We start from the raw sequence: 11,780 nt of genomic DNA on the forward strand, positions 1-11,780 counted from the left end.
CCTTCAGGAAATCGAAATTCGCGTCCGAGAGTTCCTTGTTCATGTACTTGGCGTATTTGCGCAGCAGGCTGAGCTTCAGCCATTCCCGCCAGGTGTTGATATCCACCTCGGTCCACAGCTGACCCGCCGCGGTGACGAACGACGGTTCGCCGACGACCATCTTCGCGAACAGATCCTTGGGCCGGTCGGTGCTGCCGGCGAGCCAGGGCTCCCAGTCGAAACCCGGTGCGAGCGTGGTCATCTCGTTCCACGCCATGAGGTTGTAGGTGGCGTCGGCGTCGCGGGTGCGAACGTTGTCCCAGTAACCGGCGGCGATGCGCTTCTCCAGGTCCAGGGTGCGTTCGGCCGCACCATCCGGATCCGGGAGGCCGGCGCCGGTCGCCAATTTGTGCAGCAACGTCTGGTACGCCGAAAGGTATTGCGCGAATTCGGGTTTCCGGTAGTACTGCTCGCTCATGCCGAGGCCGGACTGTCCCACCGCCGGAATGTAGGCGTTCGAATTCTTGCGGTCGATGCTCACGCCGAGTCCGATCAGGCCGCCCAGCGGCAGCGCACCCATGACCTTCGCGAGATCTGCCCTGTTCTGCGCCCCGTCGATCCGGGCGAACAGCGGTCGCAGCGGGGCGGTGCCCAGCTTCTCGAGCGTGTCCAGATCCATCCGCGCGTCGTAGAGGTCGCGGATCTGCTGGCCCTCCGACCCGTCCTTCGGATCGTGGATCCCGTCGATGACCTCGCGCAGCTGTCCCTCGACCCGATCGGACACCTCGGCGAAGGTGCCGTAGGAAACCTTGTCCGGCGGCAGCTGGTAGGTGCGCAGCCAGGTGCCGTTGATATTGCGGTACAGATCGTCCTGCGGCCGCACCGCGGGGTCGACGCCCGACAGATCGGGGCCGGCGAGAGGTTTGGGCTTCGTGTCGTCGCTGTTGCACGCCACCAGGGCGGTGGCCACCGGCACCGCGCCGAGGGCGATCAGGAACGAGCGGCGACCCAGGCGGACCTGGCGACCGGACGATGTCACAGAAAATCCTCTCCCCGACTTCATCGTGCACCTGCGCGACGACACCGCGGTCCCACCCGGAGGCGGGGCCGGTCGCGTCGGTGAGAGGCTAACCGAACCTGCTGAGTATCGGCTGAGTTCGACCGCCACCCGTGGCGGCCGGCCTCGCCCGATGCCCCGCTCGCCCCTGATTTGGGCGCGACCTGCGGCTTCGCTACACTTGTCGGGTTGCCTGCGGGCATTGTGCCCGCACTTCGGCCGCGAACCCACAGTGGTTGATCTTCCCGATCGTGTAAAACCGCTGGCAGGCGCTGCCCCGCTACGGTGCGGGAGCGGGCCGTCAAGGTCCGTCGAAGGGCAACTGACCATGCCCGTCGGGTCGGCAATCCGGCGTGCATTACGTCCAGGTCTAGGAGGAGCTGAAGTGATTCAGCAGGAGTCGCGACTGCGCGTCGCCGACAACACGGGTGCCAAGGAGATTCTGTGCATCCGCGTGCTCGGCGGGTCGTCGCGTCGCTATGCCGGTATCGGCGACGTCATCGTCGCCACCGTCAAGGACGCCATCCCCGGCGGCAACGTCAAGAAGGGTGATGTCGTCAAGGCGGTCGTCGTGCGCACCGTCAAGGAGCGTCGTCGTCCGGATGGTTCGTACATCAAGTTCGACGAGAACGCCGCGGTGCTGATCAAGGCGGACAACGATCCGCGTGGCACCCGCATCTTCGGCCCCGTCGGCCGCGAGCTGCGTGACAAGCGGTTCATGAAGATCGTTTCGCTGGCCCCGGAGGTGCTCTGACATGAAGGTGCACAAGGGCGACACCGTGATCGTCGTCTCGGGTAAGGACAAGGGCGCCAAGGGCAAGGTCATCCAGGCCTACCCGGCGACCGACAAGGTCCTGGTCGAGGGCGTGAACCGGATCAAGAAGCACGTCGCGAACTCCGCGAACCAGCGCGGCGCCAGCTCCGGCGGCATCGTGACCCAGGAGGCGCCCATCCACGTGTCCAACGTGATGGTTGTCGACTCCGACGGCAAGCCGACCCGGGTGGGTTACCGCACCGACGAGAACGGCAAGCGGGTGCGCATCTCCCGTCGCAACGGGAAGGACATCTGAGCATGACCACCGCAGAGAACATTCAGCCTCGTCTCAAGCTGCGCTACCGCGCGGAGATCAAGGACGCGCTGAACAACGAGTTCAACTACGCCAACGTGATGCAGATCCCCGGCGTGGTGAAGGTCGTCGTCAACATGGGTGTCGGTGACGCCGCCCGCGACGCCAAGCTGATCAACGGCGCCGTCAACGACCTGGCCCTGATCACCGGTCAGAAGCCGGAGATCCGCAAGGCCCGCAAGTCCATCGCGCAGTTCAAGCTGCGTGAGGGTATGCCGATCGGTGCGCGCGTCACGCTGCGCGGCGACCGCATGTGGGAGTTCCTGGACCGCCTGGTGTCCATCGCGCTGCCCCGTATCCGCGACTTCCGCGGCCTGTCGCCGAAGCAGTTCGACGGCAACGGCAACTACACGTTCGGCCTGAGCGAGCAGTCGATGTTCCACGAGATCGACGTGGACTCCATCGACCGTCCGCGCGGTATGGACATCACGGTCGTGACCACCGCGACCAACGATGAGGAGGGCCGCGCCCTGCTCAAGCACCTCGGCTTCCCGTTCAAGGAGAACTGAGCACATGGCTAAGAAAGCTCTCGTCAACAAAGCCGCCGCGAAGCCGAAGTTCGCCGTTCGTGGCTACACCCGCTGCCAGCGCTGCGGCCGCCCCCGCGCGGTCTACCGCAAGTTCGGCCTGTGCCGCGTCTGCGTCCGTGAGATGGCGCACCGCGGCGAGCTGCCGGGCGTGCACAAGAGCTCCTGGTGAGCTCACGCTGCTGAGGCAGCGCCCGCGCTGAGCGCGACAATCGAATCGAGAAAGGGTACGGACTCGGCCGAGTCCGTACCCTTTCTTGCGGCTGCTGTCGGAAGTCGCCACTGCCACGGCCGCAGTCCTGTGATCCCGAACTGATCGTGCAAACCTCGGACGAAATTCGGTTCCGGGGCGCGTTGCCACGCCCCATGGCCGGCCGCACGTCCAAAGGGCTGTTCCTGTATCTCGCCCTGGATCGCGGACGGGCGAATCTCGCCCTGGCCCGGCATCGGCTGAAGGCGATCGAAGCGGATCTCGAGGTCTGATCGCTACCCGATTTTGCCCGCTCATACCGCTCGCCTACACTAGACCGGTTGCTCGGGCACCCTCGTGCCCATATGCGTGCGCATTGCTCCGGGTGACAGCATTCCGAATCCGGTCGGCAAAGGTGTCGGCCGGACCAGCCGAAATTGTCGTAGGCCCACGACCGCCCCGCGTGACGGTGCTGTATGGGAACCGCGGCGAGAAAGGTAACGGTCAACACATGACCATGACTGATCCGATCGCAGACTTTCTGACCCGTCTGCGCAACGCCAACTCGGCGTACCACGATCAGGTGAAGGCTCCGCACTCGAAGCTCAAGGCGAACATCGCCGAGATCCTCAAGCGCGAGGGCTACATCGCCGACTACCGCACCGAGGATGCGCCCGTCGGCCAGACCCTGATCGTCGACCTGAAGTACGGCCAGAGCCGGGAGCGCAGCCTGCAGGGTGTGCGCCGCGTCTCGAAGCCGGGTCTGCGGGTGTACGCGAAATCCACCAACCTGCCCAAGGTGCTGGGCGGTCTGGGCGTGGCGATTATCTCCACGTCGAAGGGCCTGCTCACCGACCGTCAGGCCAAGCAGCAGGGCGTGGGCGGCGAAGTCCTCGCCTACGTCTGGTAAGGGAGGTAGGAACAATGTCGCGTATCGGTAAGAAGCCGATCTCGATTCCCGCCGGCGTCGAGGTGACCATCGACGGCCAGCAGGTGTCGGTGAAGGGTCCCAAGGGCACCCTGTCGCACACCGTCGCCGAGCCGATCACCGTCACCAAGGCCGAGAACGGTGAGCTGGAGGTGGGCCGTCCGGACGACGAGCGCCGCAACCGCTCGCTGCACGGCCTGAGCCGCACCCTGATCAACAACATGATCGTCGGCGTGACCCAGGGCTACGAGAAGAAGATGGAAATCTTCGGCGTCGGTTACCGCGTGCAGCAGAAGGGTTCGAACCTCGAGTTCGCCCTCGGCTACAGCCACCCGGTTCCGATCGAGGCCCCCGAGGGCATCACCTTCCAGGTCGAGGCCCCCACCAAGTTCTCGGTGTCCGGCATCGACAAGCAGAAGGTCGGCCAGATCGCCGCTGTGATCCACGGCCTGCGCAAGCCCGACCCGTACAAGGGCAAGGGCATCCGCTACGCCGGTGAGGTCGTTCGCCGCAAGGTCGGAAAGACGGGTAAGTAAGCCATGGCACAAACTGAAGCTCAGAAAGCCGCCCGCAAGCCGGTCGGCAAGGATGCGTCGACTCGTCGCCGGGTGTCGAAGACCCGTCGGCACTTCCGTCTGCGCAAGAAGGTCCTCGGCACCGCCGAGCGTCCGCGTCTGGTCGTGTTCCGCTCCTCGCGGCACCTGCACGCCCAGGTGATCGACGACTCCGTCGGTAAGACCGTCGCCTCGGCGTCCTCGATCGAGGCCGATGTGCGCGCGCTCGACGGTGACAAGTCCGCGAAGGGCAAGAAGGTCGGCGAGCTGCTGGCCGCCCGCGCGAAGGCTGCCGGTGTGGAGGCCGTGGTGTTCGACCGCGGTGGCCACGACTACCACGGCCGCATCGCCGCGCTCGCGGATGCCGCGCGCGAAGGTGGGTTGAAGTTCTGATGCAGATTCAACTCATGGACCGAATGACCCTGAACGGAAGGAACGTCTGATGCCGGGACGTCAGCGGCGTGACGGCGGCAGCGGACCCGCCGGACAGAACAGCAACGAGCGCGATCAGCGCGGCGGTGGCCGCGACCGTCGCGGCGGCGGTGACCGTCGCGACAATGCCGCCGAGAAGAACCAGCTCGAGCGTGTCGTCGCGATCAACCGCGTCTCCAAGGTCGTGAAGGGTGGTCGTCGCTTCAGCTTCACCGCCCTGGTGATCGTGGGCGACGGCAACGGCCTGGTCGGTGTCGGATACGGCAAGGCCAAGGAAGTTCCCGCGGCCATCCAGAAGGGTGTCGAGGAGGCTCGCAAGGGCTTCTTCCGCGTCCCGATGATCGGCAGCACCATCACGCACCCGGTGCAGGGTGAAGCTGCCGCCGGTGTCGTCATGCTGCGTCCGGCCTCGCCCGGTACCGGTGTGATCGCCGGTGGTGCGGCGCGTGCCGTGCTGGAGTGCGCCGGTATCCACGACATCCTGGCCAAGTCGCTCGGCAGCGACAACGCCATCAACGTCGTGCACGCGACCGTCGCTGCCCTGAAGATGCTGCAGCGTCCGGAGGAGGTGGCCGCTCGCCGCGGTCTGCCGATCGAGGACGTTGCCCCGGCGGGCATGCTGCGTGCGCGTGCCGGACAGGGAGTCTGACATGGCACAGCTCAAGGTGACCCAGATCAAGTCCACGATCGGCGCCAAGAAGAATCAGCGGGAGTCGCTTCGCACCCTCGGCCTGCGCGGTATCCGCCAGACCGTGGTCCGCGAGGACAACGCCCAGAACCGCGGGCTGATCAACGTCGTGCGCCACCTCGTTTCCGTTGAGGAGGAAACCGCATGACCCCCATCAAGCTTCACCACCTGCGGCCCGCCCCGGGCGCCAAGACCGAGAAGATCCGTGTGGGTCGCGGTGAAGGCTCCAAGGGTAAGACCGCCGGTCGCGGTACCAAGGGTACGAAGGCTCGCAAGAACGTGCCGGCCCGCTTCGAGGGCGGCCAGATGCCGATCCACATGCGCCTGCCGAAGCTGAAGGGGTTCACCAACCCGTTCCGCGTCGAGTACCAGGTCGTGAACGTCGGCGATATCGCGCGCCTGTTCCCGCAGGGCGGCACCATCGGCAAGGACGAGCTCGTCGCTGCCGGTGCCGTGCGTAAGAACCAGTTGGTGAAGGTGCTCGGCGAGGGCGAAATCGGTGTGGCCGTTCAGGTCAGCGCCGACAAGTTCTCCGGCTCCGCCAAGGAGAAGATCACCGCCGCCGGTGGTACCGCCACCGAACTGGGCTGACAGTTACTGGTAATACAGTCGGGGCGCCGGACGGGTGAGAGCCCGTCCGGCGTCGCTGTTAGAGTTCAAGTGTTGTCTGCCAACCAGTCTGCCCCGTTGTCGTGGCACAGGACCGGCTCTGCCCTGTAGGGCACCGGTATGTGCCGAGGTGACGGAAGTGGGCGTGACCCCCGTGTCGTCAGCCAGGAGGATCTGTGCTTTCCGCCTTCGTGTCGGCCTTCCGGACCCCGGACTTGCGGCGGAAGATTCTCTTCACGCTGGGCCTGATCGCGCTGTACCGCGTCGGCGCCTCGCTACCGTCGCCGGGCGTCGACTACAAGGCGATCCGCCATTGCATCGACGTCGTCTCCGGCGGTGACAATGCCGGTATCTACCAGCTGATCAATCTGTTCTCCGGTGGTGCGCTGCTGCAGCTGTCGGTGTTCGCGATCGGGATCATGCCCTACATCACCGCGAGCATCATCATCCAGCTGTTGACGGTGGTCATCCCGCGGTTCGAGGAACTGCGAAAAGAAGGCCAGTCCGGCCAGAACAAGATGACGCAGTACACGCGGTATCTGTCGATCGCGCTGGCGATTCTGCAGGCCACGGGTCTGGTCGCCCTGGCCGCGCGCGGTCAGCTGCTGCGCGGCTGCCCCCAGGACATCCTGGCCGACACCAGCGTCTTCGGCATGATCATCATCGTGCTGGTGATGACGGCCGGTGCGGCGTTGGTGATGTGGTTCGGCGAGCAGATCACCGAGCGCGGTGTCGGCAACGGTATGTCGCTGTTGATCTTCGCCGGTATCGCCGCCCGCATCCCGTCCGAGGGCAAGCAGATCCTCGACAGCAAGGGCGGCCTGATCTTCGGGCTGGTGTGTGTCGCCGCCTTCGTGGTGATCGTCGGCGTGATCTTCGTCGAACAGGGCCAGCGCCGAATACCGGTGCAGTACGCCAAGCGCGTGGTCGGCCGCAAGATGTACGGCGGATCGTCGACCTACCTACCGCTGAAGGTCAACCAGGCGGGCGTGATCCCGGTGATCTTCGCGTCCTCGCTGCTGTACCTGCCGAATCTGGTCGCCCAGCTGACCCAGTCGTCCAACTCCGACGGCTGGTGGCAGAAGATCATCCAGAAGTATCTGGTGAACCCGGGTAATCCGGTCTACGTCCTGATCTACTTCGCGTTGATCGTGTTCTTCACCTACTTCTACGTCGCGATCACCTTCAACCCGGAGGAACGCGCGGACGAGATGAAGAAGTTCGGTGGCTTCATCCCCGGTTACCGTCCGGGTAAGCCGACCGCCGACTATCTGAACTATGTACTGAGCCGAATCACCCTCCCCGGTTCGATCTACCTCGGTGCTGTTGCCGTACTGCCCAACCTGCTGTTGCACATCGGTGCCGGCGGTGGCGGTTCGAACTTCCTGCCGTTCGGCGGCACGTCGGTGCTGATCGTCGTGAGCGTCGGCCTCGATACGGTCAAACAGATCGAGAGCCAACTGATGAACAGAAATTACGAAGGGTTCCTCAAGTGAGACTCGTACTGCTCGGACCGCCGGGTGCCGGTAAAGGAACACAGGCCGAATTGCTGTCGGACAAGCTGGGTGTTCCGCACATCTCCACGGGGAATTTGTTCCGTGCGAACATCTCCCAGCAGACCCCGCTGGGTCGCGAGGCGCAGAAGTACCTCGACGCGGGCAATCTGGTGCCCAGTGATGTGACCAACCGCATGGTGGAGTCGCGCATCGCCGAGCCCGACGCCGTCAACGGTTTCGTGCTCGACGGTTACCCGCGCACCGTCGACCAGGCCGAGGCCCTGGAGAAGATGCTCAAGGAGTCCGGCCACGCGCTGGACGCGGTGCTGAGTTTCGAGGTCCCGGAGGAGACGCTCGTCGAGCGTCTGGTCGAGCGCGGCCGCACCAGCGGACGCAGCGACGACAACGAGACGATCATCCGGAACCGGATGAACGTGTACCGCGAGGAAACCGAGCCGCTGCTCGAGCACTACGACGGTCTCGTGGTGGCCGTCGACGGCGTCGGCGAGATCACCGAGGTCAACACGCGCGCCCTCCGAGCCCTGGGTCGCTGAGGCGAATGGTTTTCGGCCTCAAGCAGAAGAAGGTGGTGCCGTTCCGCACCGCCGGTGAGCTCGATGCCATGGCCGCGGCCGGCGCGATCGTCGGCCGCGCGCTGGTCGCCGTGCGCGCCGCCGCCAAGCCCGGGGTCTCGACCTTGGAATTGGACGAGGTCGCCGAGCAGACCATCCGGGAAGCGGGCGCCGTCCCGTCCTTCAAGGGCTATCACGGTTTCCCGGGATCGATCTGCTCCTCGGTGAACGACCGTGTGGTGCACGGGATTCCGTCGAAGGACGAGGTGCTCGCCGAGGGCGATCTGGTCTCCATCGACTGCGGTGCGATTCTCGAGGGCTGGCACGGCGATTCGGCGTGGACGTTCGGCATCGGCGAGGTCATCGAGGCCGACCGGCTGCTCAGCGAGGCCACCAGGCTGTCGATGGACGCCGGTATCGCGGCCATGCTGCCGGGCAACCGCCTGACCGACGTCTCGCACGCGATCGAGCTGGGCACGCGCGCCGCGGAGAAGGAACACGGCCGCGCCTACGGCATCGTCGACGGCTACGGCGGACACGGCATCGGCCGTCAGATGCATATGGATCCGTTCCTCGCCAACGAGGGTGCACCCGGACGCGGTCCGAAACTGGTGGTCGGTTCGGTGCTGGCCATCGAGCCGATGTTGACCCTCGGCACCACGGAAACCACTGTGCTGGAAGATGATTGGACCGTCGTCACCACCGACGGCAGTCGCGCCGCGCACTGGGAGCACACCGTGGCGGTCACCGAGGACGGTCCGCGGATCCTGACGGTTCGCCCCGAATAATTCGTTTCGCGACGCACCCGTGGCCTCGTCGGCGCGGGTGCGTCGTGCTGTCGGCGGACTGTTACGCCGTGCGCCCGGTCATGGTGGTGAGTGGTACCACGCCCGTCCAGCCACACGGGCGGTCGCAGCTGGCGACGACGGTGGGCGCCCCGGCGAAATCGGCCGAAGCCCGTGCGGGATAACCGCATTCGGGACATTTGCCGAAGTAGTCGAGAACCTCGTGCATTCCGGGGTTCATGGCGATACTGCGTTCGGTCACGGGCCCTCCTCTCAGTCGGCGTACGGTGTCGTGACCGCACGTGTCGATGAATATCTGCTGGTCGTGAACCTAACTCGCGGGCCGGTGCGATCGATCGGTTCCGGTGTGCGCATTGGACATCTCACAAGCGGTGCGGCGAGGCGCTGCGGGTGTGCCACAGCGGTGCCGGTCGCGCCGGGGCGTTCGAGCTGATTCGGCATATGCGCGACGGCCATCACATCGGCACCACCTACGCCTACACCCTCACCGATCTCGCCGGTACGAATTTCGTTGTCGGCGACGGCATATCGGATCCGCAGCAGTGAGGCCCGGCGATTCAGCGGGCCGTCACCGACGCTCAGCTGCCGCAGGCGCTGGCGGCCCTGCAGGCGGGACATCGGCTCGTGTTCGGCGAGCTGTGGATGACGTGGTTCGAGGTCGGCTCGCCGCGCAAGTCTGGGCCGTGGACGCAGGTGAATCAGGTGTCGATCTCCGACGGCCGGCTCAGCGTCGACGTCGTCGGACGCTGGTTCGCGCTGACCTCGGCGCTGGTGAGCGATATTCCGAACTTCCTGATCTTCGAGGCGCTGGCCACCCATCTGTCCCGGGTGCACGGCGGTAGTCGACACTGAATTTCCTTGGGCGCCACCGGATATTCAATCTGGTGTGCTGTTGTTGCTACTGCGCGCGTCGACGGTGGAGGTGGCAGTGGTCAACGAACGGCTCCATGCCGACATGATGACGGTGCTCGAGGGGCTCGACGAGCAATTGCGCGGGATCGCGGAGATCCAGTTGCGACGCTCCCGCCTGACGGCCACGGCGAGCACCTGTGAGCAGCGAATTCAGGTGACGGTCAATGCCGACGGACTGCTGATCGACACGAAGTTCGCCGACGATATCGCGGATCTGACCTACGACGAGATCGCCGCCGGGATGACCGCGGCGGTGCAGCAGGCCGCGGCCGAGGTGCTGCGCCTGGGTGCCGAACTGATGCAGCCGCTGCGTGAACGCAAACTGCAGTTGCCCAAATTGTCGGAATTCATCGAGGGCGCACCGGATCTCGGGCAGATGATGCCCACCGCGCCACCGACGCCGACCAGGGTCGAGGATTATCGCGACGTCCCGCCCGCGCATCCGATGGACGGTAGCGCGCACCGCTCGATGGTGTCCGACGAGGACTGATCCGCCGTGAGCCTGTACCTGCCCCCGCCCGTACGTCCGATCGCCTGGGTTGCCGGTGCGAGTTGGCCCGACGGTGACGAAGACAAGATGTGGGCGGTGTCGCGGGCCTGGGAGCAGGCGTCCAAGGATCTCGCGGCGCAGGTCCCCGGCATCGAGAGCGCGAAAACCGCGGCGATGGCGGCCTTTCCGGCGGGTGATGCCGCCGATCAGATCGGCAAGCTGTTCGACGTCTTCCTGCAGGGGGACCAGTCGCTCGCGGCGCTGGCCGAATCGTTCAAGACCATCGGCGATTCGACCTTCGACGTCGGTACCGAACTGCAGTCGGCGAAGATCAACATCATTGTCTCGCTGTGCATTCTGCTGGTCGAGATCGCCTGGGCATGGCTGTTCCCGCCGACCGCACCGGCGGTGGAGGCGGCCGCGATCGGCACCACCCGATCGATCGTGAAGTTCATCGCCGACGCACTGCAGAACGCACTCGAACGGGCTTGGGCCAAACTGGGATTCGCGACCCGCGGCGAACTCAACGGGGCCTCCCGGTACTGGTTCAAACACATCCTCTCGGCCGATACCTGGAAGGGGATGAAGGGGCAGACCTGGAAGTACAAGGCCAAGACGATTCTGCCCACCGCCAAGGGCATGGGCGTCTACACGCTGAAATTCGGCGAGGGCGCGCTCTGGGCGCCGGTCACCAATGCGATCGTGCAGGGCGCGCAGATCGCGGACGGTAAACGGCACGGATTCAACTGGAAGGAATTCGGCGCCTCCTGGGCGGCGTCGGCGTTGAGCACCATTCCCAGTCGCGAACTCGGCCGCTACATGGGCTTCGGGATCGGAAATCTCGACAAGAAATTCGGCGGCGCGATCACCAATATGCCGTTCCGGTCGGGAATGTTCCTGCAAGGGGCGACCATCGGCGCCACGGCCGGTGTCTTCGGCAACATCTTCGGCAATATCGGCGCGGGCGCGGTGACCGGCGATATCGCGGGCGCCTTCGCGGGGCCGGAGGGGTGGGTCGGTAGCGCGGCTCGCGGTGGCATGGTCGGCGGTATGCGCGGTCTCGGTACGAAGACGACCACCAATACCGAGGGGGACCCGCGATTCAACCTGTGGATGAATGCGAAAGCGCCGTGGGCTCCGCCGAAGACACCACCCACCAACAATCCGCTGACGCCCCGGCCGGTGCCGGGACAGACCGAGTCGACGTCGACGACGCACCCCGGCACCACGACGAATACGGGCGGAAATCATCAGCAGGGTGGTGGTTTCCGTGATCCCTCGGATCCGAATTACATGACGCCGTCGCGCCCGGCTCCCGCCCCGCCGACCCAGGCGGCCGGGGCCGGTGGTGGCGGAAATCATTCGGGCTCAGCGGGGTTCGGTGGTCGACACCAGTCGACGTCCGGAGGGCAC

The 11,780-nt window shown here is 65.5% G+C and carries 19 protein-coding genes; 17 read left to right on the top strand and 2 right to left on the bottom strand.

The window, feature by feature from the left end:
* A partial coding sequence (locus RJ03_RS04120; RefSeq protein WP_036498212.1) for a M13 family metallopeptidase occupies positions 1 to 1,018 on the bottom strand: 1,018 nt, incomplete at its 3' end.
* Positions 1,019 to 1,421: 403 nt separating this feature from the next.
* On the opposite strand from RJ03_RS04120, the gene rplN reads away from it, so the two are divergent.
* From rplN to map, 13 genes are all read left to right on the top strand, one after another.
* Positions 1,422 to 1,790, top strand: a complete 369-nt coding sequence (rplN, locus tag RJ03_RS04125; protein ID WP_030513395.1) for a 50S ribosomal protein L14 — start codon at positions 1,422 to 1,424, stop codon at positions 1,788 to 1,790.
* A 1-nt stretch (position 1,791) separates the two neighbouring features.
* A complete protein-coding gene (gene rplX, locus RJ03_RS04130) occupies positions 1,792 to 2,106 on the top strand; it encodes a 50S ribosomal protein L24 (RefSeq protein WP_036498213.1) in 315 nt (104 codons plus the stop codon).
* A gap of 2 nt (positions 2,107 to 2,108) precedes the next feature.
* Positions 2,109 to 2,672, top strand: a complete 564-nt coding sequence (gene rplE / locus RJ03_RS04135; protein WP_036498214.1) for a 50S ribosomal protein L5 — start codon at positions 2,109 to 2,111, stop codon at positions 2,670 to 2,672.
* 4 nt (positions 2,673 to 2,676) lie between these two features.
* Positions 2,677 to 2,862 carry a type Z 30S ribosomal protein S14 gene (locus RJ03_RS04140; protein ID WP_025347225.1) on the top strand — a complete coding sequence of 62 codons (186 nt, stop codon included), beginning with the start codon at positions 2,677 to 2,679 and terminating at the stop codon, positions 2,860 to 2,862.
* Positions 2,863 to 3,391: 529 nt separating this feature from the next.
* The gene (gene rpsH / locus RJ03_RS04145) at positions 3,392 to 3,790 is read left to right on the top strand and encodes a 30S ribosomal protein S8 (protein ID WP_030513400.1); all 399 of its coding nucleotides are present in this window, start codon (positions 3,392 to 3,394) and stop codon (positions 3,788 to 3,790) included.
* A gap of 14 nt (positions 3,791 to 3,804) precedes the next feature.
* Positions 3,805 to 4,344 carry a 50S ribosomal protein L6 gene (rplF, locus tag RJ03_RS04150; protein WP_036498215.1) on the top strand — a complete coding sequence of 180 codons (540 nt, stop codon included), beginning with the start codon at positions 3,805 to 3,807 and terminating at the stop codon, positions 4,342 to 4,344.
* Positions 4,345 to 4,347: 3 nt separating this feature from the next.
* Positions 4,348 to 4,755, top strand: a complete 408-nt coding sequence (gene rplR, locus RJ03_RS04155; protein ID WP_036498216.1) for a 50S ribosomal protein L18 — start codon at positions 4,348 to 4,350, stop codon at positions 4,753 to 4,755.
* Positions 4,756 to 4,804: 49 nt separating this feature from the next.
* Positions 4,805 to 5,443, top strand: coding sequence for a 30S ribosomal protein S5 (gene rpsE, locus RJ03_RS04160; protein ID WP_030513403.1), 639 nt, complete (start codon positions 4,805 to 4,807; stop codon positions 5,441 to 5,443).
* A gap of 1 nt (position 5,444) precedes the next feature.
* Complete coding sequence (rpmD, locus tag RJ03_RS04165) at positions 5,445 to 5,630, top strand: 50S ribosomal protein L30 (RefSeq protein ID WP_030513404.1); 186 nt, start codon at positions 5,445 to 5,447, stop codon at positions 5,628 to 5,630.
* Positions 5,627 to 6,073, top strand: a complete 447-nt coding sequence (gene rplO / locus RJ03_RS04170) for a 50S ribosomal protein L15 (protein ID WP_030513405.1) — start codon at positions 5,627 to 5,629, stop codon at positions 6,071 to 6,073. Before rpmD ends, rplO begins: the two co-directional genes overlap by 4 nt.
* A 194-nt stretch (positions 6,074 to 6,267) precedes the next feature.
* Positions 6,268 to 7,587 (top strand): preprotein translocase subunit SecY, encoded by a 1,320-nt coding sequence (gene secY, locus RJ03_RS04175; protein ID WP_036498217.1) that lies wholly within the window; start codon positions 6,268 to 6,270, stop codon positions 7,585 to 7,587.
* Entirely contained in the window at positions 7,584 to 8,141 is a 558-nt protein-coding gene (locus RJ03_RS04180; RefSeq protein ID WP_036498218.1) for an adenylate kinase, read from the top strand. The genes secY and RJ03_RS04180 overlap by 4 nt, the downstream gene beginning before the upstream one ends.
* A 5-nt stretch (positions 8,142 to 8,146) precedes the next feature.
* The gene (gene map, locus RJ03_RS04185) at positions 8,147 to 8,947 is read left to right on the top strand and encodes a type I methionyl aminopeptidase (protein WP_036498219.1); all 801 of its coding nucleotides are present in this window, start codon (positions 8,147 to 8,149) and stop codon (positions 8,945 to 8,947) included.
* Positions 8,948 to 9,008: 61 nt separating this feature from the next.
* Here the strand turns inward: map and RJ03_RS04190 are convergent, their stop codons facing one another.
* Positions 9,009 to 9,206: a hypothetical protein gene (locus tag RJ03_RS04190; RefSeq protein WP_030513409.1), complete on the bottom strand. Its 198-nt coding sequence runs from the start codon at positions 9,204 to 9,206 to the stop codon at positions 9,009 to 9,011.
* A gap of 149 nt (positions 9,207 to 9,355) precedes the next feature.
* On the opposite strand from RJ03_RS04190, the gene RJ03_RS36910 reads away from it, so the two are divergent.
* The 4 genes from RJ03_RS36910 to RJ03_RS04205 all read left to right on the top strand — a co-directional run.
* Positions 9,356 to 9,511 (top strand): hypothetical protein, encoded by a 156-nt coding sequence (locus RJ03_RS36910; RefSeq protein ID WP_157163328.1) that lies wholly within the window; start codon positions 9,356 to 9,358, stop codon positions 9,509 to 9,511.
* Positions 9,512 to 9,520: 9 nt separating this feature from the next.
* On the top strand, positions 9,521 to 9,817 hold the full coding sequence (locus tag RJ03_RS34790; RefSeq protein ID WP_308418050.1) for a DUF6585 family protein: 297 nt from the start codon (positions 9,521 to 9,523) through the stop codon (positions 9,815 to 9,817).
* A gap of 34 nt (positions 9,818 to 9,851) precedes the next feature.
* Positions 9,852 to 10,367, top strand: a complete 516-nt coding sequence (locus RJ03_RS04200; protein ID WP_051024293.1) for a YbaB/EbfC family nucleoid-associated protein — start codon at positions 9,852 to 9,854, stop codon at positions 10,365 to 10,367.
* A gap of 6 nt (positions 10,368 to 10,373) precedes the next feature.
* On the top strand, positions 10,374 to 11,780 hold a 1,407-nt coding region (locus RJ03_RS04205; protein ID WP_036498220.1), incomplete at its 3' end, for a WXG100-like domain-containing protein.

Source organism: Nocardia aobensis NBRC 100429 (assembly GCF_000308375.1).
GTDB classification, from domain to species: Bacteria; Actinomycetota; Actinomycetes; order Mycobacteriales; family Mycobacteriaceae; genus Nocardia; species Nocardia aobensis.